This is a genomic window from Myxococcus sp. MH1 (genome assembly GCF_059738865.1).
In genome coordinates this window covers 8,455,200-8,480,391 of sequence record NZ_AP026947.1, presented here as the reverse complement: position 1 = coordinate 8,480,391, position 25,192 = coordinate 8,455,200, and the positions used below count along the sequence as shown (strand labels likewise).

15 protein-coding genes are annotated in these 25,192 nt (G+C 70.6%); 9 read left to right on the top strand and 6 right to left on the bottom strand.

Features of this window, described 5'->3' with window-relative positions:
- Position 1: 1 nt before the first annotated feature.
- Positions 2-2,623, bottom strand: a complete 2,622-nt coding sequence (locus tag AC6JA9_RS33325) for a U32 family peptidase (protein WP_497958364.1) — start codon at positions 2,621-2,623, stop codon at positions 2-4.
- A 115-nt stretch (positions 2,624-2,738) separates the two neighbouring features.
- On the opposite strand from AC6JA9_RS33325, the gene AC6JA9_RS33320 reads away from it, so the two are divergent.
- The 8 genes from AC6JA9_RS33320 to AC6JA9_RS33285 all read left to right on the top strand — a co-directional run bounded on the left by AC6JA9_RS33320 (position 2,739) and on the right by AC6JA9_RS33285 (position 13,828).
- The gene (locus AC6JA9_RS33320; RefSeq protein ID WP_046715710.1) at positions 2,739-3,542 is read left to right on the top strand and encodes an SDR family oxidoreductase; all 804 of its coding nucleotides are present in this window, start codon (positions 2,739-2,741) and stop codon (positions 3,540-3,542) included.
- Between the two features lie 94 nt (positions 3,543-3,636).
- Positions 3,637-6,564, top strand: a complete 2,928-nt coding sequence (locus tag AC6JA9_RS33315; RefSeq protein WP_497958363.1) for an Ig-like domain-containing protein — start codon at positions 3,637-3,639, stop codon at positions 6,562-6,564.
- Positions 6,565-6,769: 205 nt separating this feature from the next.
- The gene (locus AC6JA9_RS33310; RefSeq protein WP_223748076.1) at positions 6,770-8,722 is read left to right on the top strand and encodes a M3 family metallopeptidase; all 1,953 of its coding nucleotides are present in this window, start codon (positions 6,770-6,772) and stop codon (positions 8,720-8,722) included.
- A gap of 224 nt (positions 8,723-8,946) precedes the next feature.
- A complete protein-coding gene (locus tag AC6JA9_RS33305; protein ID WP_408889418.1) occupies positions 8,947-9,948 on the top strand; it encodes a siderophore ABC transporter substrate-binding protein in 1,002 nt (333 codons plus the stop codon).
- Entirely contained in the window at positions 9,948-10,907 is a 960-nt protein-coding gene (locus AC6JA9_RS33300) for an ABC transporter permease (RefSeq protein WP_223748078.1), read from the top strand. Before AC6JA9_RS33305 ends, AC6JA9_RS33300 begins: the two co-directional genes overlap by 1 nt.
- Complete coding sequence (locus AC6JA9_RS33295; protein WP_473570322.1) at positions 10,897-11,871, top strand: iron chelate uptake ABC transporter family permease subunit; 975 nt, start codon at positions 10,897-10,899, stop codon at positions 11,869-11,871. Before AC6JA9_RS33300 ends, AC6JA9_RS33295 begins: the two co-directional genes overlap by 11 nt.
- Positions 11,868-12,626: an iron ABC transporter ATP-binding protein gene (locus tag AC6JA9_RS33290; RefSeq protein ID WP_141325775.1), complete on the top strand. Its 759-nt coding sequence runs from the start codon at positions 11,868-11,870 to the stop codon at positions 12,624-12,626. Before AC6JA9_RS33295 ends, AC6JA9_RS33290 begins: the two co-directional genes overlap by 4 nt.
- 104 nt (positions 12,627-12,730) lie before the next feature.
- A complete protein-coding gene (locus tag AC6JA9_RS33285; RefSeq protein WP_497958362.1) occupies positions 12,731-13,828 on the top strand; it encodes a hypothetical protein in 1,098 nt (365 codons plus the stop codon).
- A 3-nt stretch (positions 13,829-13,831) separates the two neighbouring features.
- Here AC6JA9_RS33285 and AC6JA9_RS33280 read toward each other — a convergent pair whose 3' ends face one another.
- From AC6JA9_RS33280 to AC6JA9_RS33270, 3 genes are all read right to left on the bottom strand, one after another.
- On the bottom strand, positions 13,832-14,899 hold the full coding sequence (locus tag AC6JA9_RS33280; RefSeq protein ID WP_497958361.1) for a hypothetical protein: 1,068 nt from the start codon (positions 14,897-14,899) through the stop codon (positions 13,832-13,834).
- Positions 14,900-14,968: 69 nt separating this feature from the next.
- The gene (locus AC6JA9_RS33275) at positions 14,969-16,078 is read right to left on the bottom strand and encodes an esterase/lipase family protein (RefSeq protein WP_223781729.1); all 1,110 of its coding nucleotides are present in this window, start codon (positions 16,076-16,078) and stop codon (positions 14,969-14,971) included.
- A 388-nt stretch (positions 16,079-16,466) separates the two neighbouring features.
- A complete protein-coding gene (locus AC6JA9_RS33270; protein WP_223748083.1) occupies positions 16,467-18,977 on the bottom strand; it encodes a glycogen/starch/alpha-glucan phosphorylase in 2,511 nt (836 codons plus the stop codon).
- A gap of 253 nt (positions 18,978-19,230) precedes the next feature.
- Here AC6JA9_RS33270 and AC6JA9_RS33265 point away from each other — a divergent pair, with 253 nt between their 5' ends.
- Positions 19,231-19,824, top strand: coding sequence for a TIGR02265 family protein (locus AC6JA9_RS33265; RefSeq protein ID WP_223748084.1), 594 nt, complete (start codon positions 19,231-19,233; stop codon positions 19,822-19,824).
- 15 nt (positions 19,825-19,839) lie between these two features.
- Here the strand turns inward: AC6JA9_RS33265 and AC6JA9_RS33260 are convergent, their stop codons facing one another.
- Both AC6JA9_RS33260 and AC6JA9_RS33255 read right to left on the bottom strand, forming a co-directional pair.
- Complete coding sequence (locus AC6JA9_RS33260) at positions 19,840-21,018, bottom strand: M23 family metallopeptidase (RefSeq protein ID WP_223748085.1); 1,179 nt, start codon at positions 21,016-21,018, stop codon at positions 19,840-19,842.
- Between the two features lie 98 nt (positions 21,019-21,116).
- Complete coding sequence (locus AC6JA9_RS33255; RefSeq protein WP_497958360.1) at positions 21,117-25,022, bottom strand: M36 family metallopeptidase; 3,906 nt, start codon at positions 25,020-25,022, stop codon at positions 21,117-21,119.
- Between the last annotated feature and the right edge of the window lie 170 nt (positions 25,023-25,192).

Here is a 25,192-nt window from a genome sequence, read left to right as displayed (position 1 = left end):
CTCAGCGCTGCACGGTGAACGTGGGGTTCAACACCTTCATCGTCCCCTTCGTCACCCCGAACTGCTCGTGCACGGCCGCGCGCCGCACCGTCTCCGCCGGGGAGATTCTTCCCGCGAGCAGCTCCTGATACGCGCCCAGCACCCGCGTGGCCTCCTCGCGCGACTCCCGCACGAACTCCACGCGGAAGCGCCGCACCCCACGGGCCAGCAGTGAGGGCACCAGCGACGCCGCGCTCTGCGCCTGCGCGTTGAACACCGTGTTCCGACACCCCACGTCCACCACCACCGGGTGCTCCAGGCCCTTGTGGTCGCGCAGCGACAGCCGGTGCTTCTCACACGGCCGCCCACAGCTGCGGTAGTCACGCCCGTGCGACAGCGTGTGCGAATACACGCAGTGCTCCGTGTGGAACGTGGAGATGTGGTGGTGCACCGTCACCGCGAAGCGCTCCGCCGGCAGGTGCTCCAACATCGCGCCCAGCTGCACCGCGTCCAAATCGTGCGCGAACGTCAGCGTGTCCAACCCCAACCCCAACAGATGCAGCGCCGTCACGGAGTTGGTGACGTTGAGCGAGAAGTCCCCATGCAGCGCGGGCCGCGTCTCGTCCGGAGCGAACGGACGCTCCAGGAAGTGCATCATCGCGCCCCAGTGCCGCGCCAGCACCGCGTCCGGCTTGAGCTTCGCGATGCGCGCGTCGTAGCCCTCCTCGCCGGGCTTCTGCACCCGCACCGTCGCAATCGTCACCTTCAGCCCCGCCGCCTTCGCCCGCTCCACCGCGCGCTGGAGCCCCACCAGCTCCATCCAGTCCAGCTCCACCTCCGGCAGCCCCGCCGCAATCACCGCCTCCAACTGCTCGTCCGTCCGGCACAGCGGCAACAACCGCGCGCCCTCGACCACCGGCCGAGCAACGACGCGCTCGCGCGCCGAGCCCCGCACCTCGTCCAGCACCGACGACTCGCGCACCGTGCGCGCAAGCCCCCGGGACACCGACTCCGTCAGCTCCGTCACCAGCGAGCGCCGCAGCGCCTTGAGCTCCGACACCGGCAGGTGCATTCCCGGCGAAAGCCCCGACAGCTCCAGCTCCGCCAGATGGAACGGCGTCCCACCCAGCGCCGCCAGCTTGTCCTTCAACAGCGCCGCGTCCAGTCCTCCCGCCCGCGCCTGCGCGAGCGGCGTCGTGCTCGACGCCGTGGCCACATGCCCACCGCGCGCCGTGCCCGTCACCACCATCGGCGTCCCCGCCGAGCCCGACACCGTGAGCGTCAACGGCACACGCCCCTCGGGCTCCCCCCGCGCGAGCAGCTCCTCCGTCTGCTTCACCAGCGCGGGATCACTCGTCACCCAGACGCGCTGCCCCGCCGCGATGCGCGACATGTCCGGCCCGGGGTTTCCGAAGCCCAGCACCCACCCGTGTCCCTTGCGCTCCACGCGGAACAACGGCCCACCGGCCTCGTGCTTGTCCTCGGGATGCCCGTCGTCGAACACCACGCCCATGCCCGGACGCGGTGACAGCTCGGCGGCCACGGGCGCCTCCGTCTCCAGCGGAGACGACACCTTTCCCTGCGGCGCCCCGGCCCTCGAGTCCGCGCCCAGCCCGCCCGTCCACGGACGCCCCTTCGGGTCCTCCACGACGCGCACGTCCCGGCCGTGCACCGACTCCACCACGCCCAGGAACGCACCGCGGTGCTTGGGGAAGCGCCCCTCCACCAGCGTCTGGTGGTCCGAGCCCGCGAAGAACCCGTGCGAGAAGCCCCGGCTGTACGACAGCGTCATGTCGGCCAGGTCCTTGCGCAGCGCGCCCGTGTCGCCCTGTCCCGCGGCGACTCCGTCCACCCAGCGCCGATAGCCCCGCACCGCCGTGGCCACGTACTGCGGCCCCTTCTGCCGACCTTCAATCTTCAGCGAGTGCACACCGACCTCGACCAGCTTCGGCACCGCCATGACGCCAGCGAGGTCCTTGGGGCTGAGCAGGTAGCGCACGTCGCCCAAGTCCTTCGTCTCCCCGTCCACCACCAGGTCGTACGGCAGCCGGCACGACTGCGCGCACTGTCCCCGGTTCGCCGAGCGTCCACCCCACGCCTCGCTGGTGAGGCACTGGCCGCTCCACGACATGCACAGCGCGCCGTGGATGAAGACCTCCAGCTCGATGTCCGTCTCCGACGCCAGCCGCGCAATCTCCGCCACCGACAGCTCGCGCGGCACCACCACGCGCGTGGCGCCCAGGCCCCGGGCGAAGCGCGCGCCCTCCGCGCTCGAAATCGTCATCTGCGTGGAGGCATGCACCTCCATCTGCGGACACACCGCGCGCGCCACCAGCGCCACCGCCGGGTCCTGCACGATGAGCGCGTCCACGCCCGCCGCGGCCACGCGCCGCAGGATGTCCTCCACCACCGGCAGCTCCGGCTCGAACACCAACGTGTTCAAGGTCAGGTACGCCCGGGCGCCCGCGCGGTGCACCATCGCCAGCGTCTCCGGCAGGCGGGCGAGCGAGAAGTTCTCCGCTCGGGCGCGGGCGTTGAAGCCCTCGTCCAGACCGAAATAGATGGCGTCCGCGCCGCTGGCCAGCGCGGCCTTCATGGAGTCGAGGTCACCAGCGGGAGCGAGGATTTCAGGACGACGGCGCATGTCGGGACCTCTAACACAGAGGGCCTCTGCCCGCGTCCGTCCTCAATCGCTCGTGGACGCGGTGCGGCAGGTTCTGGTCAAGTCGCCGCCCGGTTGCTTCCACAGGAGACGAGTCATGGCGGATGGCGTTTTCAAGGACGGGCTGCTCGCGGGCAAGGTGGCCTTCATCTCGGGCGGCAGCAGCGGCATCAACCTCGGCATCGCCGAGGCGTTCGTGAAGGCCGGGGCCAAGGTGGCCATCAATGGCCGCAACGTGGAGAAGCTCGAGGGCGCGGTGAAGGGCCTGCAGGCCCACGGCACCGCGATGGGCGTGCCCGCGGACGTGCGTGACTACGCCTCCGTGGAGAAGGCGCTCCAGACGGTGCGCGACGCGTACGGCGAGCTGGACATCCTCATCTGTGGCGCCGCCGGCAACTTCCCCGCGCCCGCCCTGGGCATGTCCTCCAACGGCTTCAAGGCCGTGATGGACATCGACGTGCTGGGCACCTTCAACCTGTGCCGCGCGGGCTTCGAGCACCTGCGCAAGCCCGGCGCCTCCGTCATCAACATCTCCGCGCCCCAGGCCTACCTGCCCATGGCCATGCAGGCCCACGTCTGCGCCGCCAAGGCGGGCGTGGACATGCTCACCCGCGTGCTGGCGCTCGAGTGGGGCGGCGCTGGCGTGCGCGTCAACGCCATCACCCCCGGCCCCATCGAGGACACCGAGGGCATGCGGCGCCTCGCCCCCAGCGAGGAGGGCACCCAGAAGCTCGCGCAGCTGCTGCCGCTGCAGCGCTTCGGCACCAAGGCGGACATCGCGCGCCTGGCGCTCTTCCTGTCGTCGGATGCCGCGTCCTACATCACCGGCTCCATCATGGTCTGTGACGGCGGCCAGTCCCTGCTGGGCGGCGCCGCGCTGATGGGCGCCCTGGGCATGTAGCCCCCCGCGGGTACGTCTTCGGGGGTAGGTCTGATAGAAGGCGACGCGAGCGGTACCTTCCCTGGGGGGGGCCGCTCGCGTTCCGGAGAACCGCATGTCCGTCAGCCTTCGTCCGTCACCCCGGCTCCTCGGGTGGGTCCTGCTGTGCCTCGGTCTGTTGCTTGGTTGTGGCGAGGACTCACCGCCCCAGCAGTTCGCGCCCCCGCCGCTGCTGCCGGACGCCGTCGCCTCCACGGTCCTCCTGACGCCGGCGCGGCAGCTCGTCGCGAATGGTGAGGACCGGGGCGAAATCACCGTCTTCGTGAAGGACGAGGACGGCGCGCCCATGGCCGGCCGCACCGTGGCGGTGGCGGTGTCGGGTGAGGGCAACGTGGTGACGCAGCCGGGCCGGACGGATGCAGCGGGGGTGGCGGTCGGCTTCGTGGTCTCCACGCGCGGCGGCGTCAAGCGGGTGACGGCCTCCGTCGCGGCCGAGGGCGGCTCGGTGGTGCTCGTGTCCCAGCCCACCTTCACCTTCGTCTCATCGGTGGCCACGCGACTGGAGTTCTCCACGTCCGTGGTGGATGGCTCGGCGGGCGCGCGGCTTCCGACATTGGGAGTCCGCTTCGTGGACGAGGACGGACGGCTCGTCGCGGATGCCACGTCCCCCGTGACGCTGTCGCTCCCCGTCAACCCCGAGGGCGCGGTCCTGGAGGGGACGCTCACCGTGACGCCGGTGAACGGCGTCGCGCGGTTCGACGACCTGCTGGTCCGCAAGGCGGTGGTGGGACGCAGGCTGGTGGCGAGCGCTCCGGGGGTGGCGGACGCCATCCTGGACTCGTTCAACGTGCTCCCGGGGGTGCCCGCATCCCTGGAGGTCGAGGGGCTCGAGGCCGTCGCTGTCGCCGGCACGCAGCGCTCCGCGCAGGTGACGGTGCGCGATGCCTCCGGCAACGTGGTCACGACCTACCGGGGCACGCTCGGGCTGCTCGCCACGGATGACTCGGCCTCGCTGCCCCCGTCCCATGCCTTCACCCCACAGGACATGGGCCGCTTCACCTTCACCGGCATCACGCTGAACCGCGCGGGCAGCCACCAGCTCACCGTGCGCGACGTGGACGTGGCGGTGCTCAGCACGCGGCGGACGGTGGGCGTGGTGGCCGGCGCCGCGTCGGTGCTCGCCATCACCCGCGCGCCTCCCGCGGCCTCCGTGCGCGGCGAGCTGTCGCAAGTGACGGTGGAGCTCCACGATGCCCACGGCAACGTCGCGCTGGTGGGCGCCCCCCAGGTGACGCTGGCGCTGGAGGAGGGCATCCCGCTCGTGGGCGTCACCCAGCTGGCGCCGGTGGACGGCGTGGCCCGCTTCACCGGCCTGCGCGTGGACTCGGATGGCGACCATCACCTGCTCGCCACGGCGAGCGGGCTCGCGCAGGCCCGGAGCCAGACGCTCTCCATCATCGATGACCTCCCGCCGGCGCAGCCCACGCTCGCGCTCGGGACGCCGGGCACCGACTCGGTGACGCTGACGTGGACCGCCGTCGGAGACGATGGCCTCCTGGGCCGGGCCACGGCGCAGTCGCTGCGCTACTCGATGTCGCCCATCGTCACCGCCGCGGACTTCGACGGGGCCACGCCCGTGGGCGGTGTGGGGGCTCCCGCGGAGCCTGGAACCGCCGAGTCCGCGACCATCGGGGACCTGACGCCGCAGCAGACCTACCACGCGGCGCTGCGCGTGACGGACAACCGCGGCAACACCACGCTCTCCAACAGCCTGGCCTTCCAGACGCAGAGCAACGACGTGACGCAGGTGGCCTTCACCCCGCAGCCCGCGTCGGGCACCGCGGGGCAGCCGCTGGTGGAGGTGGTCGTCTCCCTCCTGAATCCGCAGGGCGACGTCGTCACCGCGTCCACGCTGCCCGTCACGCTGTCGCTCGTCGGCGGCGCGGACTTCGAGCCGGTGCAGGTCTCCGCGGTGGCCGGCGTGGCGCGCTTCACGAACCTGGTCCTCGAGGAGGCGGGCACGTACCGCTTCGTCGCCACCGCGAACGGGCTGACCGTGCAGAGCGAGGAGTTCGACATCGACGCGGCCGCGCCCGCCGAGCTGGTGCTCACGGGGCTCGCCTCCACCGTCACCGCGGGAGACGAGTCCGCGGTGACGGTGACGGTGGTGGACGCGTTCGGCAACCCCGTGCGGAACTTCACGGGCGCCGTGGCGCTCACCTCCACGGACCCGGACGCGGTGCTCCCCGCGAGCCACACCTTCACGACACAGGACGAGGGCGTGCACGTCTTCGGCAGTCCGGTGGTGCTGGTCACCACGGGCCTGCAGCGCGTGACGGCCACGGGCCCCTCGCAGCTCACCGGCTCGGTCGAGGCGCAGGTCACAAGCGGGGTACCCCACCACTTGACGCTCGAGGGGCTCCCCGCCGAGGTGGAGGCGGGCTCCGAGCACGTGCTCACCCTCAGCATGAGGGATGCGTTCGACAACGTCGTCACCGACTACATGGGCATCGTGGAGCTCGAGTCGAGTGATGCGCAGGCCGAGTTCCCCTTGACGCTCGACTTCGCGGCCCCGAACGCGGGGCAGCTCACCTTCACCGCGGCCCTGAAGAGCACGGGCACGCACACCCTCACCGTGTCGGAGGCGGGGGGCGGGCTGTCGGTCGAGGTCCAGGCGGAGGTGACGCCAGGGCCGGCGGTGTCGATGCTCCTGTCGGTCGCGACACCGATGCCCACGGTAGGTCAGCCGGTCGACGTCACGGTGACGCTCCAGGATGCGTACGAGAACCCGGCCTCGGGCTACCGGGGCACCGTGGAGGTGCGAGTGGCCCAGGACCCGGGGGCCACCCTCCCGGCCCCCTTCACCTTCACCGAGGCCAGCGCGGGCGTGCACGTCTTCAGCGTGACGTTCTCCGAGTCGGACACCATGACCGTCCTGGCCGAGGACACCGAGGACCCGGCGCTGACCGCGTCCCAGGAGGTGAACGTGCTGGACGCCCCGCCGTCTCCGGCGCTGCCGGTCCGGACGCCCCCTCGTCGGTAGTCCAGCCGACAGCCGGGGAGGGCCCACGTGCCCTCCCGGGGTGGGGTGGGGGCGGCCCACTGTCGGCCAGCGTGCCGTCCGGCCGTGAAAGGCTGCTGCTCGTGAGCGGCGGGCGGATTACCTTTGCCCCGCATCCTTCCGTCGCTCCTCGGAAGAACGCGAGGAGCGTGGGTGAAACCCGTCAGCACGCTCAGGAGAGCAGCCCGTGTCTGAAACGCCCGTCACCGACGCTGTCCGCCTCATCACCTGTCCGCCCGCCGAGTTCCGGCGCTCCGGAGAGGCCGCCATGGAGGCCACGCGCGCCGGCATCGCCCGCCTCAAGGGCCTCAAGGCCCCCTACGACGTGGTCCAGGTGCTGGAGCTCTACGACGAGGCCATGGCCTCGCTCGACGACGCGGCTGCCCGCGCGAGCGTCGCCCGGCACTCTCACCCGGAGGCCGCCATGCGCGACGCCGCCGAGGCCGCGGAGCAGGAGCTGGAGACGCTCGCCACCGACATCCGCATGGACCGGGGCGTCTATGACGTCCTCGCCTCGCTGGATGTGTCCGGCCAGGACGCGCAGACGCGCAAGTGGGTGGAGAAGGTGCTGCGCGACTTCCGCCGCTCCGGCGTGGACCGCGACGACGCCACCCGCGCGCGCGTGAAGGCGCTCAACGACGAGCTGGTGAAGATTGGCCAGGAGTTCAGCCGCAACATGCTCCAGGACACGCGCACCGTGTCCCTGCCGCCCGCGGCGCTGGACGGCCTGCCGGAGGACTACGTCCGCGCGCACCCGCCGGGCGCCGACGGACAGGTGGTCATCACCACCGACTACCCGGACATCATCCCGTTCATGACGTACTCGCGCGACGCCAAGGCCCGCGAGCAGATGTGGCGCGCCTTCCGGCTGCGCGGCCACCCGAGCAACACCGACGTGCTCGAGCGCATGGTGGCCCGCCGCCACGAGCTGGCGACGCTCCTGGGCTTCCGCAACTGGGCGGCCTTCGCGACCGAGGACAAGATGATTCGCGACGAGCAGGCCGCCGCGGACTTCATCGAGCGGATTTCCCAGGCGTCCGGCGCGCGGATGCAGCGGGACTACGCGCTGCTGCTCGAGCGCAAGCGCCGCGACGTGCCGGACGCGGCGCGCGTGGACCCGTGGGACCAGGCCTACCTGGAGGACCGCATCAAGGCGGAGCAGTACGCGTTCGACTCGCAGGCGGTGCGTCCGTACTTCGAGTACTCGCGCGTGAAGCAGGGCATGTTGGATTTGACGGCGAAGATGTTCGGCGTCACCTACCGGCGCATCACCGACGCCACGGTGTGGCACCCGGACGTGGAGGCCTACGACGTGCTGGAGGACGGCGCCGTCAAGGGGCGCTTCTACCTGGACATGCACCCGCGCGCGGACAAGTACAAGCACGCGGCCCAGTTCACCCTCACCAGCGGCAAGGCCGGACGCCGGCTGCCCGAGGGCGTGCTGATGTGCAACTTCCCCAAGCCCGGCGCCGAGCCCGCGCTGCTCCAGCATGACGACGTGGAGACGTTCCTCCACGAGTTCGGCCACCTCTTGCACCACATCTTCGGTGGCCACACGCGCTGGGCCGGCGTGTCGGGCGTGCGCACGGAGTGGGACTTCGTGGAGGCGCCGTCGCAGATGCTGGAGGAGTGGGCGCGCGACGCGCCGAGCCTGCAGACCTTCGCGAAGCACTATCAGACGGGCGAGCCGCTGCCCGCGGAGCTGGTGACGCGGATGCGCCGCGCGGAGGAGTTCGGCAAGGGCCTGTGGGTGCGCCAGCAGATGTTCTACGCGGCGCTCAGCCTGGAGATTTACCGGCGGGAGCCGAAGGGCCTGGACGCCACCGCGCTCGTGCGCGAGCTGCAGGGCAAGTACACGCCGTTCCCCTACGTGGAGGGGACGTACTTCCACCTGTCCTTCGGGCACCTGGAGGGGTACTCGTCGAACTACTACACGTATATGTGGTCGCTGGTCATCGCGAAGGACCTCTTCACGGTGTTCCAGAAGCAGGGCCTGCTGTCTCCGGAGCCCGCGAAGGCCTACCGCCGCGCGGTGCTGGAGCCGGGTGGCTCCGACGACGCGGCCCGGCTGGTCCATGCCTTCCTGGGCCGCGACTACGACTACACCGCCTACGAGGCCTGGCTGAACAAGGCCGCGTGAGCGTGACGCCGGGCTGACGGGTGGGGTGCTCCGCTGATGGGGCACCCCATTCTCGTTTCCGCGCACGCACCCCTCGCCGGAGCTTCGTTTGACGCGTTGTACGTGATAATGATAATGAGTCGCACAATCAAATAGTGCGACTTCACGCCCAGGCTGGTATGTGGGGCCGCGCTTCCCGAGCGACCTCTTGCGTTCGCATGCGAGCGCACCGGCTGGATGAAACCGTGAGCACTTCTGACAAGCGTTCGTTCCTTCCCTTCGCGATTCTCGGTGTCGTGGCCATGCTGGCCGTCATCGGCGTGGTGGTGAAGCTCCAGCAGCCCCCGGCGGAGGTCGTCACGGCGCCGGCGGTGGAGCCCGCGTCCGGCGCGAAGGCGGCCACCGTCACCATCCAGCATGCGCGAGGGGAGTCGGTGGTCCCCTTGAATCCGCGGCGGGTGGTGGTGTTCGACCTGGCGGCCCTGGACATCCTCCAGGCGCTGGGCGTGGACGCGGTGGTGGGCGTGGCGGGGGACCAGTTCCCGCTGCACCTGGCCCCGTTCGCGGACGCGAAGTACCCGCGCATCGGCACGCTGTTCGAGCCGAACTACGAGGCCATCAACGCCGTGCGCCCGGAGCTCATCATCACCGGCGGCCGCTCCAGCGCGAAGTACGACAGCCTGTCGCGCATCGCCCCCACGGTGGACGTGCCCATGGGCGGCGCGCGCTACATCGACACCGTGGTCGCCAACACCGAGCTGCTCGCGCGCATCTTCGGCAAGGAGGAGAAGGCGCGCGAGCTGGTGGATGGCCTGCGCCAGTCGCTCGCGAAGCTGAAGGAGACGACGGCCAGCCGGGGCAAGGGCCTGGTGGTGCTCGTCACCGGTGGCCGCATCAGCGCCTATGGGCCGGGCTCGCGCTTCGGCGTGGTGCACGAGGACTTCGGCGTGCCCGTGGCCGCGGACGGGCTCAAGGCGTCGCTGCACGGCGAGGCCATCGGCTCGGAGTTCATCCGCGAGAAGAACCCGGACTGGCTCTTCGTCATCGACCGCGACGCGAGCATGGGGCAGCAGGGCGGGGCGAAGCAGGTGCTCGACAACGAGCTGGTGCGCCAGACGACGGCCTGGACGAAGGGGCAGGTCGTCTACCTGGACCCGCTCAACGCGTACCTCATCGGCGGTGGCATCCAGGCGGTGGGCCTGCTGCGAGACCAGGTGGCCCAGGCGTACGCCACGCCCGCTCCCTGATGCGCCTCTTCGTCGCCGGCATCGTCATCCTCCTCCTGGCGCTGGGCAGCCTGCTCATCGGCGTCGGCGACGTGTCGTGGCATGCGCTCGTCACGCCGAGCGCCGACGAACAGGCGCTCCAACTGCTGGTCATCAGCCGCATCCCCCGGCTGCTGGCGGTGATGCTGGTGGGCACGTCGCTGGGCGTGGCGGGGCTGCTGTTGCAGATGCTCGTGCGCAACCGCTTCGTGGAGCCCTCCACCGCCGGCTCCGCCGAGTCCGCCAGCCTGGGGTTGATGGTCGCCGCCGTCCTGGCGCCGCAGCTCCCCGTGGTGGGCAAGATGCTGGTGGCGGCCCTGTTCGCGATGGGGGGCACCGCGCTGTTCCTGCTCATCCTGCGCCGGATTCCGCTGCGCTCGGTGCTCATCGTCCCGCTGGTGGGGCTGGTGCTGGGCAGCGTCTTCGACTCCGTCACGACCTTCTATGCGTACCGGTTGGACCTGCTCCAGTCGGTCAACGCGTGGAAGACGGGGGACTTCTCCACCATCCTGCGCGGGCGCTACGAATTGCTCTGGCTGACCTTGGGGCTGACGTGCTGCGCGTATGTCGCGGCGGACCGCTTCACCGTCGCGGGCATGGGCGAGTCGTTCACCACCAACCTGGGGATGAACTACACGCGCATCATGGGGCTGGGGCTGCTCATCGTCTCGCTCGTCACCGCCATGGTGGTCGTCACGGTGGGCATGGTGCCGTTCCTGGGCCTGCTGGTCCCCAACCTGGTCAGCCTGTTCACGGGGGACAACGCGCGGAAGGCGATTCCCTGGGTGGCGGTGGGGGGCGCGGGCTTCGTGCTCCTGTGCGACATCCTCGGCCGGGTGGTGCGCTTCCCGTATGAAATCCCGGGGGCCACCATCGCCGGGGTGCTGGGCAGCGTGCTCTTCCTCTCCGTGCTGTTGAGGCGGGACGCCCGTGTCGGTTGAGAGCCTGATGGTGGAGCGGCGCCCGGAGCGCACGCTGTTCATCCTGGGCGGGGTGATGGTGGGCGTGGCCGTGCTGTTCCTGCTCTTTGGCGCGAGCGGCCAGTGGGACTTCGTGCTGCCCTTTCGCGGGCGCAAGCTGGCGACGGCGCTGCTGGTGGGCTACGCCATCGCGGTCTCCACGGTGCTGTTCCAGACGGTGTCGGGCAACCGGGTGCTGACGCCCGCCATCCTCGGGTTCGACAACCTCTACGTCTTCATCCAGACGTGCCTGCTCTACTTCCTGGGCTCCGGCAAGGCGTCGAGCCTGGACCCGAGGCTGCGGTTCGGCGTGGAGGTCCTCATCATGGTGGCCTTCTCGGCCGTCCTGTTCTGGGGGCTCTTCGGTGGGGGAGGGCGCAGCCTGCACCTGGTGCTGCTGACGGGCGTGGTGCTGGGCGTGCTCTTCCGCAGCCTCGCGTCCTTCCTGCAGCGGCTCATCGACCCCAACGAGTTCATCTTCCTGCAGGACCGCTTCTTCGCGAGCTTCAACAACCCGGACCAGGAGCTGCTCGTCGTCGCCTTCGCGCTGACGCTGGTGGTGTCCGTGGTGGGCTTGCGGATGCTCAAGACGTTCGACGTGCTGGTGCTGGGGCGGGAGACGGCCATCAACCTGGGCGTGGACCACCAGCGCACGGCGGCCATCATCCTGGTGCTGGTGGCCATCCTGGTGTCGGTGTCGAGCGCGCTGGTGGGGCCCGTCACGTTCTTCGGCCTGCTGGTCTCCAACCTGGCCCACACGCTGGTGCGCACATACCGTCACGCGCTGGTGCTGCCCGCCGCGGCGCTCATCGCGGGGGTGTGTCTGGTCGCGGGGCAGTTCGTCCTGGAGCAGGTCTTCGCGTTCAACACCAGCCCCCGCGTCATCATCGACTTCGTGGGCGGGCTGGTGTTCATCGGGATGTTGATGAGGAGGGCGCCGGTATGATCGAGGCCAGGAACGTCACCAAGCGCTACGGCGGCTCGCTCGTCGTCGATGACGTGACGCTGACGCTGCCCGTGGGCGGCATCACCTCCATCATCGGGCCCAACGGCGCGGGCAAGTCCACGCTGCTGTCGATGATCAGCCGGGTGATGCCCATGTCCTCGGGCGTGGTGCTGGTGGACGGGCTGGATGTGCGCACCACGCCGGGGGACGTGCTCGCCCGGAAGCTGGCCATCCTGCGCCAGGACAATCACCTGACGTCGCGGCTCACGGTGCGGGAGCTGGTGACGTTCGGCCGCTATCCACACTCGAAGGGGCGGCCCACGGTGGTGGACCGCGAGCACGTGGAGCGGGCCATCCAGCACATGGGCCTGGAGACGCTCTCCGAGCGGTTTCTGGACGAGCTGTCCGGAGGCCAGCGCCAGCGTGCCTTCGTGGCCATGGTGTTGTGTCAGGACACGGACCATGTGCTGCTGGACGAGCCGCTCAACGGCCTGGACTTGAAGCACTCGGTGGCGATGATGAAGCAGCTGCGCACCGCGGTGGATTCGCTGAAGAAGAGCATCGTCATGGTGCTGCACGACTTGAACTTCGCGTCCTGCTACTCGGACCACCTCATCGCCATGCGCGACGGCAAGGTGGCCTTCCAGGGACGCCCCCAGGACATCATGCGGCCCGACATCCTGCGGGCCGTGTATGACCTGGACATCTCCATCCAGTGCATCGACGGCGACTGGATTGCCACGCACTACCGCTGATGCCCAGCTCCGTGATGGAAGCATGACGGAGGCGTGAGGACGGACGGATGCTCCACGTCCCCGCGTGGGCGCATACTTCCTTCATCTCGTGCGGAGGGCGTGCCATGCGTGAGGAGTCCCGTCGTCATTCCGGGGTGCGAATCGGAACGCTGTGGCTCGGGCTGCTGCTTGCCCTGGGCGGGCCCCGCGCGGAGGCCTATCCCATCGCCCCGATGACGCTCTGGGAGCTGACGCTGGAGGCGGAGCTCATCGTGTGGGCGGAGGTCGAGGCGGTGACGACGCGGGCCTTCAAGGACTACGACGAGTACAAGCTCAGTGGCTTCGAAGAGGGCGTCGCGCGACTGAGGGTGCGGGAGGTCTGGAAGGGCACCGCCCATCCCGACGAGCGTGTGGAGGTGGCCTACTCGCCCTCCACCATCTGCCCCGCGCCCCCGCGTTATGAGCAGGGCCTGCTCGTCGTCGCGTTCCTGACGCGCTGGAACGGCACGTGGTCGACCGTGGGGTTGTCGTACGGGACGCGCTACCCGACGAACAACGATGAGGCCCAGGCCTACCGGCGCGTCGTGGAGCTCGCGGTGAAGGCCCAGAAGCAGGCGAGCCCCCGCGTCCCGTATCGCGAGGACGAGCAGGCGCTGGCCTCGGCGCCCGTGGATTGGGAGGTGCTCGCGGCGAGCCACCCGGCGACGCGCTGGGACGGCCTGTTCCGGCTGGTGCCCACGGGCGACGTGGTGCGGGACTTCTATGTCGGCGGCGTCGACCGGTCAGTGCGGCTGTCCCCGGAGCAGCGCGAGACGCTGGCGCGAGGGTTCGTGATGCATCCGCCCCTGGACCGCTCGCTGCCGATGTTGCTGTTGCCCCTGCGCGGCCATGCGAGCGCGGAGGTGGATGCCGCGGCGGCACGAGCCCTGGAGACGGTGCTGCTGGACTCCGGGCCGTCACGGTGGGCGCTGCTTGCCTTCGACCTGCTCCGGGAGCGGCACGGAGAGCCCCTCGTGCCGCGCGTCATGCCGGAGAGCGAGGACCCCATCACCCGCGCCTGGGAATCCGCGCAGCCGGACGGGGTGGGGGCCCGGTCGAAGGCCGTGTCGTCGCTCCCGGAGGAGTGGCGACGCTTCAAGCAGCGCCGCCGCCTGTCTCCCAAGCTGCTGCCCCTGCCCGTCGAGCCCCCCGTGGCGGGCGTCGGTGGCGAGACTCCGCTCTGACCCTCAGTTGCGTCCCCACCGACGCGGACGCTCGAAGCGGAAGAAGCCACTGGCCTCCTCCTGGCCGATGCTCTCCGCCTCGGCGCCGAAGTAGCGCGCGCGGATTTCGACGAGGCGCGCCTCCAGCTCCTCACCGGAGAGCTCCTGCGCGAGCGCCTGACGCTCGGCCATGTACCGCAGGCCCGCGTCCCACCGCGCATCACGACTCTGGTCCAGCGTGTCCCAGCGCTTCAGCGCCTCGTCGTCCAACCCCAGCTCCCGGCGGATGGCGCGCAGGTTTCGCGAGCGCTCCTCCGCGGACATGGCGCCCAAATCGGTCTGCACCGAGGACACGTCGAGGAAGCGGTTCATCAGCTCCTGCTGGTGCCGCTCGAGCACGGCCCCGAGCTGCTCCCCGTGCACCTCCTGGAGCCGCTGCTTGAAGGTGGAGAGCTTCTCCTCCACGCTCTTGCCCTGGAGCGAGTCGAGCGAGCGCAGCGTGTCGCCGATGGCCTGGTTCTTCAGCTCCGCCGCCCAGATGCGGTCCGCCACGTCCTTGCCGAACAGCCGGTTGCGCGCGTCGCGGATGGCCGCCCGCCGCTCCTGCTCGCTCAGGCCCTTGAGGTAGTGGTCATTGTCGCGGACCCACTTCTCGTAGTCCTCGCGGTTGCGCAGCATCGCCGCCAGCGCGTCGTAGTGCTCCGGGAAGTGCGCCTTCAGGAAGGCCAGCAGCTCCTCCCGCCAGCGGTCCGGATAGCGCTGCTGGAAGAAGCGCATCAGGTCCTCGACGAGGCGTATCTGCGCGTGCGGCTCGCTCAGGTTCTTCCCGTAGCGCTGCTTGAGCGACGCGGCCAGCTCCTCCAGCTCCGTGTCCGTGGGCTCCGGCACCGGAGTGGGGGAGGGCCGCGCGACGCTCGTCGTCACAGGAGGCACCGCGCTGCCCGGCACCGTGGGTGCCACGCCCGCGACGGATACACCCGGCGGCTGCACGGGCGTCGCCTCCAGCGCGTCCTCCCGCAGGAGCGTCACCCCGAGCCCCGCGAGGAGCAGCACCCCCGCGCCCACCAGCAAGACCTTCAAGCTCCGTCGCATGGCCATGTCTCCGGGCAGGGCGTGGGGAACCGGGAGGCCCTGCACCGCGGCCTCCCGGTGTGCGGCGCGTCAGTCGACCTTGGCGATGTAGTCGATGATGGCCGCGTAGAACTCCATCTCGCTGAACGTGTCGGGGCCGATGCCGATGACGTCCACGTGGTCCTGGTTGATGACGCTGGACATGGAGGTCTGCTGGAGCGCGCTGGGGGCGTTGATGTTGCTGACGTAGCCCAGCGCCGAGTCCTGCGCGACCAGGTCCGCGCCCAGGCGCTCCGTGTAGCGCAGGCGGTAGCCCATCTGCTGCGAGTTGATGCCGACCAGGCCGTCGTCGTCCTGCTCGTTGCGGATGCCGTCACCCTTGCCGGCGGCGCCGTCGTTGTCGCAGTCGTCCGCGCACGCGCCGTCCCCGTCGATGTCGAAGAAGAACTGACGCACCAGCCACAGCGCCGGGTTGACGCTCAGGCCGCTCTGCGCCGTCACCAGCGAGGCGTAGTGCGCCGCGTACGAGGCGTTGATGGGGTTGGCCACGTTGAAGGCCTTGGCGCCCGTCGTCTTGCCGTCGTTCGCGTCCGCGTCGTTGTAGATGAGCGCCTTGAGCGCCGCGTAGCCGTCATTGCCCGGCCCGTAGACGACGTCACCGTAGATGCGGAACAGCGCGTCCAGCACACTGGTGACGCCCGGGCCCAGTTCCAGGACGTACTTCGCCACCGGCGAGCCCCGGTGCGGCGAGGACACGCTCACCAGCGCCTTCACCGCCGTGTAGCCCTTGCGCTCGCGCAGCACCTTCGCCGCCTTGCGCGCGTCGATGCCGCCCTGCGAGTGGCCCACCAGGTTCACGTAGGCCGAGCCCGTGGAGGCCATGTAGCCCTCCACGTCGTTGGCCAGGTCCAGGCCGCGCACGTCGGAGCTCTGCAGCGGCTGCACCGCGGCGGCGAACGCCTTCTGCTTGCTGTTCAGGTCCCCGTTGCAGCTCACCTCCAGGAACTCGTCGCACGGGTCGCCCACGAACACGCCGTAGTCGTCACCCCAGTAGTCGTACCCGAGGATGTCGTCGAACCCGCCCAGCCCGTGCGCGAACACCACGGGGTACGTCGTCTTCTCCGCGGCGAGGGCGGGTGCGGCCACGCCCAGTACACCCACGGCCAGGACTGCCAGGAACAGCGGCGGCTGTTGCTTCATGGGGACTCCTTGCTGGTGAGGATTGCCTGCTGCAACCGATGCACGTCGGACCCGGAACCGGGACGCCAGCCTTCGGACACTGCGAAGGCCCCCACCGGTACGGCCCAGACCTTCCCCACGACCAGGCGAGTCCCGAACTCCGGGCGTATCAGTGCACCAGGGTTGATTCGCGAGTCAATACATCGCGCCGCGTCAGCCCCGCCGGACGAGGCGGACGTTCTGTGGTGCACTGCGTTGTCTGTGATTGCACGACGCGTCGTCCTGGTGCGTTGACTTCTGTCGCGCCGTGTCGACGCCGGGACCGTCCCGCTCGCCCCTCCCAGGATGGAGGGGGAGCGCGGGGCCCAGTCCCGTCACTCGAGCGACGGGGCGGGGCGGACCCGAAAGACTACGGCTCGACGGGGGTCTGCTGGATGCGCCAGATCTCTTCCGCGTACTGCTTGATGGTGCGGTCGGAGGAGAAGATGCCGGCGCGGGCGACGTTGATGATGCACTTGCGCGCCCAGGTGTCCGCGTCCTGGTAGGCGCGCACCACCTCGTCCTGCTTGGCCGCGTAGGACGCGAAGTCCGCCAGCACCAGGTAGCGGTCCTCCTCCAGGAGGCTGTCCACCAGGGGCTTGTAGAGGCCGCGGTCCTCCGGGGAGAAGAAGCCGGTGGAGATGAGGTCCAGCGCCTCGCGCAGCTCCAGGTTCTTCTCGTACTCGTCGCGCGGCCGGTAGCCGGCGCGCTTCCTGGCGATGACCTCGTCCGCGGTGAGGCCGAAGAGGAAGAAGTTCTCGTCGCCCACCGCCTCGCGAATCTCCACGTTGGCGCCGTCCAGCGTGCCCAGCGTCAGCGCGCCGTTGAGCATCAGCTTCATGTTGCCCGTGCCGGACGCCTCCATGCCCGCCGTCGAAATCTGCTCGGACACGTCCGCGGCCGGGATGATGCGCTCGGCCAGGCTCACCCGGTAGTTGGGCGCGAAGACGACCTGCAGCCCCGTCGTGCCCGCGTCGCTGTTGACCACCTCGGCGATGCCGTTGATGAGCCGGATGGTCAGCTTGGCCAGGTGGTAGCCCGGCGCCGCCTTGGCGCCGAACAGGAACGCGCGCGGGTGGATGATGGTGCCCGGGTCCCTGCGCGCCCGCATCCACAGCGCGACGATGTGCACCGCGTCCAACAGCTGGCGCTTGTACTCGTGCAGGCGCTTGATCTGCACGTCGAAGATGGCCTCCGGGTTGAGCCGCACCGAGCGGAGGTCCTGGATGTGCCGCGACAGGTCCTCCTTGTTGGCGCGCTTCACCTCGCGGAACGCCTTGCGGAACGCGGGGTCCTCCGCGTGCGGCTCCAGCTCGCGCAGCTTGTCCAGGTTGGTGGCCCAGCCCTCGCCGATGCGGGACGTAATCAGCTTGGACAGCCGCGGGTTGCACCACGCCAGCCACCGGCGCGGCGTCACGCCGTTGGTCTTGTTGTTGAAGCGCTCCGGGTACATCGCCGCGAAGTCCGGCAGCACGTCCCGGCGCAGGAGGTCGGTGTGCAGCGCCGCCACGCCGTTGATGCTGTGGCTGCCCACCACCGCCAGGTGGGCCATGCGAATCTTCTTCTCCGGCCCCTCCTCCACCAGGCTCATCCGCCGCAGCTTCTCCTGGTCATAGGGGTAGCGGATCTGCACCTGGCGCAGGAAGCGCTGGTTGATTTCGTAGATGAGCTCCAGGTGGCGCGGCAGCAGCCGCTCGAACAGCGTCGCCGGCCACTTCTCCATCGCCTCCGCCAGCAGCGTGTGGTTGGTGTAGCCGAACACCGCCTGCGTAATCGACCAGGCCTCCTCCCAGCCCAGCCGCTTCTCGTCCACCAGCACGCGCATCAGCTCCGCCACGCCGATGGCCGGGTGCGTGTCGTTGAGCTGGATGGCCGCCTTCTTCGGGAAGTCCCTGAAGTCGGTGTGGTTCTTCAGGTAGCGCCGGACGATGTCCGCGATGGAGCACGCGACGAAGAAGTACTGCTGCTTGAGCCGCAGCTCCTTGCCCGCCTGGAACGCGTCGTTGGGGTAGAGGACCTTGGAGATGACCTCCGAGTCGTTCTTCTCCACCACGGAGCGCTCGTAGTCGCCCGCGTTGAAGAGCAGCAGGTCGAACTCCTCGGACGCCCGCGCCTGCCACAGTCGCAGCGTGTTCACCGTGTCGTTGTGGTAGCCCGCGATGGGCGTGTCGTACGGCACGCCCACCACCGTCTTGCCGCCCACCCAGCGCGCCACCGGCTTGCCGTCCGGCCCCTGGTGGTGCTCCACGCGCCCGAAGAAGCGCACCGGCACCGCCTTCTCCGGCCGGACGATCTCCCACGGGTTGCCGAACTTCAGCCACTCGTCGGCGCGCTCCACCTGGTAGCCGTCCACGATGTCCTGCGTGAAGATGCCGAACTCGTAGCGGATGCCGTACCCCATGCCGGGGTAGCCGAGCGTCGCCAGCGAGTCCAGGAAGCACGCCGCCAGCCGCCCCAGGCCGCCGTTGCCCAGGCCCGCGTCCGGCTCCATCTCCAGCAGGTTGGTGAGGTCCACCCCCACCTCCCGCATGGCCTCGGCGGCCGCGTCGTGCATGCCCAGGTTCAGCAGGTTGTTGCCCAGCGCCCGACCCAGCAGGTACTCCGCGGACAGGTAGTAGGCGCGCTTGGCGTCCTTCTCGTAGTACGTGCGGGCCGTGCGCACCCAGCGGTCCGCCAGCCTGTCACGCACCGCCAGCGACAGCGCCATGAAGCGGTCATGCGCGGTGGACGTCTCGTAGTTCTTCCCGCGCGAGTAGCGCACGTGGTCCAGGAACGAGCGGCGCATGGACGAAGCGTCGCGCCCGGTGCGGCCCCCATCGTCCGCCGTGGACGTGGACGGGGCGGCGGGGCGCTGCGAGGAGGAAGAGGCGGGAGAGGCCATGTCGCGAGAGGTCTCCATCCGAGGTGTGTCGTCGAGTGGGATGCAACGAACGCAGAGGGCCGTCAGGGTAGCGCAGCCGGAAGGCCCGGCACATGCGGAAAGCGCGGAGCCAGGGAGGGGGAGGATGCTCCCTGGCAAGGACCTGGGACGTCCAGGGACGATGTGACACGCGCGCCCATCCGCTCGCTTTCCCACACGGCCCTCGTGGAAGGGCCGCCCTCCGGGGCGCCGTTTGATGTAGAAATCAACGCTCATGGCCTTCCCGAAGAATGACTTGGACCAGCGCCTGGCGCTGGTGCGGCCGGAAGACACGGTCCGCGGCCTCATCTTCAACGCGGTGTTGATGCTCGCCGAGCGGCAGCTGGGCCCGGACTCCGCCGCGCGCCTGCGCGAGCCGCTCTTCAAGCGCTCACCGGTGGACTTCTTCTCCTACTCCGCGGTGGACGCCATCCGGTTGCTGTACGCCACGTCGGAGGCGCTGGAGCGGGCGGGGCGCTACCCCACGCAGGAGGACGCGGTGCGCGCGTGCGGCGCCGCGGCCGTCACCGGGTTCTTCTCCTCCACGGTGGGCCAGACGCTCACGCGGCTGATTGGCAAGGGGGACCCCAAGCGCCTGTTGTCCAACGCGCCCACGGCCTACTCCACCCTGGTCAGCTACGGGCGCCGGGAATACAGCGTGTTGCACGAGCGCCACGTGCGCCTGTCCTTCCAGGGCGACATGCAGCCGGTGCAGTTCCACGAGGGCGTGCTGCAGGAGGCCCTCAAGGCCATCCAGTGCAACGGCCGCGTCGTGGGCACGCCCCACGGCTACTTCGCGGCGGACTACGACATCACCTGGGAGTCGTAGCCCGCCGGTACCGCCTCAGGGCGCGGCCGGGGCCTGCCCCGCGACGGCGGCCACGGAGACGGCCTCCATCTGCGAGGCCAGCTCCTGCGCCTTGGCGAGGAAGTCCGGGAGCAGCTGCTTGGGCAGCGGGTCCGCGCGGGGGAACTGCTGGTTGAGCGGGTTGGTGTAGCTGCCGCCGCGCTTCATGCCGAAGTGCAGGTGCGGCCCGGTGGAGCGGCCGGTGTTGCCCGAGTAGGCGATGACCTGCTTCTGGCTGACGCGGGCCCCCACGCGCACGCCCTCGCCCAGCTTGGACAGGTGCATGTACTGGGTCTCGAAGCCGTTGGCGTGGCGCAGCACCACCATGTTGCCCGCGGCGCCGGCCCACCCGGCCTGCGTCACGGTGCCGTCCGCCACCGCCCACACCGGCGTGCCGATGGGCGTGCCGTAGTCCACGCCGTTGTGGTTCTTCAGGTACTGGAGCACCGGGTGGAAGCGCGAGCCGAACTTGCTGGTGACGTGCGCGTACTTCAGCGGGCTCTTGAGGAAGGTCTTCTTCGCGCTGGCGCCGTCCTCCTGGAAGTAGTTGGGCTGGCCGTCCGGCAGCACGTACCGGTAGACCTTCTTGGGGCCGACCAGGCCCCCCTGGTACTGCGCGGCGAGCACCTCGCCGTAGCGCAGCACGCGGCCCTTGGAGACGAACTTCTCCACCAGCGCGCGGGCCGTGTCGCCCTTGCGCACGTCGCGGTAGAAGTCGATGTCCCAGGCGAACACGTCCGCCAGCACCATGCCGATGGCCGGGTCCTCGCCCGAGTCCACCGCCGCCTCGTAGAGCGACGTCTGGATTTCGAGCGACACCACCGACACCTGCTTCTCCACCTCAATCGCGCGCTTGCTGCCGACGAACTTCTCGCCGTCGCGGCGCACCTGCCACTCGTCCACGAGGCTCTGGCGGTAGTCGAAGAAGTCCAGCTCCCCGTCGCGCAGGACGATGCGGAACTGGTCCCCCACGCGGGAGCGGCGGAAGTCGAACACGCCCTCGAGCGCGGAGATGACGGCCGTCACCTGCGCGTCCGGCAACTGCGCCTCGTGCAGCGCGCCCGCCAGCGTCTGGCGCGGTTCGATGCGGCGGTTCTTGATTTCATACCGGACAGCGGCCTCCGAGGAGGTCACCGCCAGCAGGGCGGCCAGGGCACAGAGGGGGGAGAATCGCATGGGGCGGGCGCGAGTGTAGTGGACACCCCCGCCCCTGCCCAATCGACGGCTCGGGAAATCCCGCGCTCGGCTGCTCGGCTGCTTCGGGAAGCGGGGCCTCAGGCCGGCCGTCGGCGACGGGCCGCGAGGAGCATCAGCGCGCCCACGAGGCCCAGGGGCGCGCCCCCTCCCGCCGAGGCGCAGCTGTGCATCCCGGGGCGCTGGGGCGGCTCGAAGGGGGGGCCCCCATCCGGCTCCTCACCCGCGTCGGGTGGGGGAGGACCGGCATCTGGCGTGCCCGCGTCCGGGGTGCCCGCGTCCGGAGTGCCCGCGTCCGGGTCCGTCGGCTTGGGCCTCACGGTGACGGTCACCCTGTCCGTGGCGGCGACATCGGCCACGCGGACGGTCAGCTCGAAGTCGAGCTGGAGCTCCTGCTCCGGTCCCACGTCCGGGGCGGTGAAGCTGGGGGCCGCCGTGTCCGCGTCGCGCAGCGCCACGGCGGCGCCGCCCACCTGCCGCCAGGAGAACGCGAGCGGCACCGAGCCCCGGTCCGAGCTGCCCGAGCCATCGAGTGTCACCGTGGCGTCGGCAATCACGCGCTGGTCCACGCCCGCCTCGGCGAGCGGACGGCAGGGGGCGGTGGACTCCGCGACGCGCTCGAGGAAGGGGGGCGTGGCCGTGCCCTGCACGGTGATGTTGTCGACCTCCCAGCCGTGGGCCCGGAAGACGAGCGACGAGGCCGCGCGGAAGCGCAGCTTCACCGTCTTGCCCTGCAGCGCGGTGCCGAAGTCCAGCGTGACGCGCTCCCGCTGCGGCCAGCGCGGGTTCCTCGCGGCGTAGGCGGGACGGCCACCCAGACTGTTCCCGGTCCGGGTGTCGAGCGTGCCGGTGTAGCCCGGCGTCACCCAGGCGGTGACGTCCTTCCAGTCGTCCGGCTGGTTCGCCACCACCTCGGTGAGCTCGATGACGCCGCCGTTCCAGTAGTCGAAGGTGTTCGGCCCCGGGTTGTGCCGGAAGTCGAACCCATGCCGATGGTCGAACGACAGGACGAACGTGTTCCCCGAGGGGATGCTCAGCACGGGCGTCTGCAGCGCCGTGTCGGAGAACTCGTAGACGTCCGGCGCGAACCAGACCTGGTCCCGGGCGTCGAGCGGTGAGGGGACGACGCGCCAGCGCTGCTCCTCGGTGCCGCCCAGCACGGTGGAGGTCCACGTCGTGCGCAGGCCCTCGACCGTGTCCGTCATGGCGGGCGCCAGGTCATAGTGGAGCAGCACGGAGTGGGCCTGCTCGACGCTTCGCTGACACGCCTCGCTGCTCTCCAGGGTGACGCGGTAGCTGGCGCTTCGCGCCGACGACAGCGACGCGGCGAGCGCGATGGGGACCTCGACCACGCCCGTGCCGAAGGCCGCGACCTCGGCCACGGTGAAGGAGGCCCCCCGGGGGAACGTCAGCAGCGCGTCGTCGCTGACCACCCGCACCGTCGCGCGCTGCGCGGGGAGGGGCCCGTGGTTCTGGACCTCCACGCGAACGAGCCCCTCTTCCGAGGCGTCGAGCACGCCGTCCGCGTCGCACGAGCGCCGCCCGTCCACGATGCGCACGGCCGCCAACCGGAGGTCCGAGTGGGCCTCGCCGTCCTCCACCACCGCGTTGTGCTCGGTGGAGTCCCGGGGCGGGGAGACCGCGCACGTGCCAGCGCCCCGTCGCGCGAAGGCCCGGGCCATCGCCTCCAGGTCGTCCCGCCGCCCACGGGCCCGGGCCGCCATCAGCAGCGCGTCCCGCTGCTCGGTGAAGGTGGCGTCCGCGGGCGCGAGCTGCAGCGCGTCCACGACGTAGTCCGCCATGCGACGCCGCGTCTCCGCGAAGGGGCGGGCGTTCTTGCGCCCCTCGTCGAGCAGCGCCTGGTAGGCCTCGAAGAGCAGGGTGGCCCAGACCTCGCCCGCGTTGTGCATCTGCGCGTTCTCCAGGCCGTTGTCGCGCAGATAGTCCTGGTCGGGCAGGCCCGCGTCGTTGGCGATGTGGCGCAGCCGCAGCCCGTTGAGGTCGAGGTTCGTGGAGTAGGGCGTGCGACGCACCCCGAAGTACGTGCTCTGGCCGAAGGCCTGCGCCGCATGGGCGCCCACCGCGTACGTGCCCTGGGGCGCGTCCGTCTCCCGCACCATCATGAGCAGGGCCAGGAAGTCGCTCCAGCCCTCGCCCATGGCCCGGCACTGCGGCTCCGCGCAGAGCGTCAGGCGGCGGGACAGGATGTGCCCCCACTCGTGGGCGACGATGGTGTTGTCCAGCGAGGCGTCGCGCAGGGGCACAGGCGCGCGCGTCATGGCGCCGGTCAGCGAGCCGCGCGACAGCAGCTCCTTGAGCGCCAGGCCGTCCTCGAGCGTGATGGAGAGCGTGGCCAGGCCCGTGGTGAGCGTCGCGTCCACGTCGAGCATCTCCGGAGGCGGCTCGCCGGGGACATGGTTGATGACGACCAGCCCGGCGGCCCCCGCGTTCTCCGCGTTCACCGCCTTGAGCTCGTAGATGCAGCCGCCCCGGTCCGCCAGGACGATGGCCCCGGTGACGTCGTTCTGGAGCGGCTCGCACGCGTCGGTGCCCGCGCCCGTGCCGTCCTCCGCCAGGGCCAGCGGATGCTGGGACTGCTGGATGCGCTGCGGGCCGAACTCGGCCTTGCCCGTGACGTAGCGCGTACCGCCCACGGTGAACGCGCGCGCCTCCTCCGTGTCCCAGAGCGAGAACTCCAACCGGGGCGACAGCCCGTCCCGGGGCACGTACGCGCTGGCCAGGTTTCGCGCCTGCGCGTCCGGGCCCAGGTTCTGCGCCTCGGCCAGCACGGGGTCTCCCCCCAGCCCTCCCGGAGCGTGACTCACGTCCTGTGCGTTGCCCGCCGCCTCGTCGAAGCCCGAGTCGTAGAAGTAATCGTGCAGCCAGTTGGTGGTGTAGAACAGTTGCACCACCGAGGCGGACACCTGCTCCACGCTGTCGAGGGGCGCGGCTTCCGGGTCGTAGACGTGGGGGAAGTCGCGCGTGCCGGGCGTCACCTGCGCGCGTCGGTCCTGGCCCTCGGTGTAGCCATCCGGGTCGAAGTGGTCCGCGTAGGCGTGGACGTTGTTGCCCCAGGTGGTCGTGGCGCCCTGGGGGAGCCACGGGAACACGCGACCCGACTGCGCGTGCACCCGCCCCTCGTGCGTGAGCTGTCGGGGCGCGACGAAGCCGGGCTCGGCCGTCTCGGGGTTGCCCGTGCGGTGCGGCGAGTAGTCCTCGTGGGGGTTGTCCGCGGGCGTGCCGTCCGCATCCGCCCAGACGCGATACGAATAGGCGTCCTGCGCCACCCGGTCCTCGCGCAGCAGCACCTGGCCCGTGGCCGCGTCGAGCACGTGCAGGAAGCCGCGCGCGGGGGCGTCCCCGGCCCGCGTGGAGAGCGCGTCCACGGCGTAGGCGGGCACCAGCCGGCCCCCGGAGGGGAAGTACAGCCGCGTGACGCGCGCGGGCTCCACCAGCCGCAGGCCCGCGCGTTGGAGCGTGCCGCCGGGCGCCAGGTCGAAGCGGGGCGCGTCCGCGTGCGCGAAGCCGGCGGCCACCACCTCGCCCACCAGCGACAGCCCATGCACATCCCCCAGGGCCCGCAGCACCGCCTCGGACGCGGGCAGCGTGAAGCCTCCGTCCCGCGTCAGCCGCGTCGCGTCCGCGTGCATCGCCGCCACGCCGCCGTGCAGGTTCCCCGTGAGCCCCACCAGCTCCAGCCCCCGGTCCAGCAGCACCTTCAGCTCGGTGCGCCCCACCTCCAGGCCTGCCACCCGCTGGCGGAAGAACACGATGATGCCGCCCCGGCCCGTGTCGTGGACCCGATGGACATACACCGACGCCAGCTCAGCGGCACTCAAACCATACAGTGACGCTTGTTGTTCCAGATAGACGCGGGCCGCGGCCTCCGGGGTGTCATGGACACGCAGGCCTGGCGCCGCGCCACGCTGCCCGGCCCACACCACCGTGGGGTGGCCCCGCGCCTCGTCCCGCGACAGCACTGTCACGATGTGAGGTTTTTCCGCCGCCCCGTCGGCCCGCGAGCGCGAGTCGACGGGGCCTGGCGTGGGGGGCTCCACCGCGCACCCGCCCCAGCAGGCGAGGGCCAGTACCACGACGGAGACACCGCTCCCTGGACGCTTGGGCACTTGACCCCCCACGAAATGTCGCGCGAGTC

What these genes read in the sequence shown, in the direction of transcription:
- AC6JA9_RS33325 (WP_497958364.1), bottom strand. Translation starts at nt 2,623, where the DNA reads ATGCGCCGTCGTCCTGAAATCCTCGCTCCCGCTGGTGACCTCGACTCC.
- AC6JA9_RS33320 (WP_046715710.1), top strand. Translation starts at nt 2,739, where the DNA reads ATGGCGGATGGCGTTTTCAAGGACGGGCTGCTCGCGGGCAAGGTGGCC.
- AC6JA9_RS33315 (WP_497958363.1), top strand. Translation starts at nt 3,637, where the DNA reads ATGTCCGTCAGCCTTCGTCCGTCACCCCGGCTCCTCGGGTGGGTCCTG.
- AC6JA9_RS33300 (WP_223748078.1), top strand. Translation starts at nt 9,948, where the DNA reads ATGCGCCTCTTCGTCGCCGGCATCGTCATCCTCCTCCTGGCGCTGGGC.
- AC6JA9_RS33290 (WP_141325775.1), top strand. Translation starts at nt 11,868, where the DNA reads ATGATCGAGGCCAGGAACGTCACCAAGCGCTACGGCGGCTCGCTCGTC.
- AC6JA9_RS33285 (WP_497958362.1), top strand. Translation starts at nt 12,731, where the DNA reads ATGCGTGAGGAGTCCCGTCGTCATTCCGGGGTGCGAATCGGAACGCTG.
- AC6JA9_RS33280 (WP_497958361.1), bottom strand. Translation starts at nt 14,899, where the DNA reads ATGCGACGGAGCTTGAAGGTCTTGCTGGTGGGCGCGGGGGTGCTGCTC.
- AC6JA9_RS33275 (WP_223781729.1), bottom strand. Translation starts at nt 16,078, where the DNA reads ATGAAGCAACAGCCGCCGCTGTTCCTGGCAGTCCTGGCCGTGGGTGTA.
- AC6JA9_RS33270 (WP_223748083.1), bottom strand. Translation starts at nt 18,977, where the DNA reads ATGGCCTCTCCCGCCTCTTCCTCCTCGCAGCGCCCCGCCGCCCCGTCC.
- AC6JA9_RS33265 (WP_223748084.1), top strand. Translation starts at nt 19,231, where the DNA reads ATGGCCTTCCCGAAGAATGACTTGGACCAGCGCCTGGCGCTGGTGCGG.
- AC6JA9_RS33260 (WP_223748085.1), bottom strand. Translation starts at nt 21,018, where the DNA reads ATGCGATTCTCCCCCCTCTGTGCCCTGGCCGCCCTGCTGGCGGTGACC.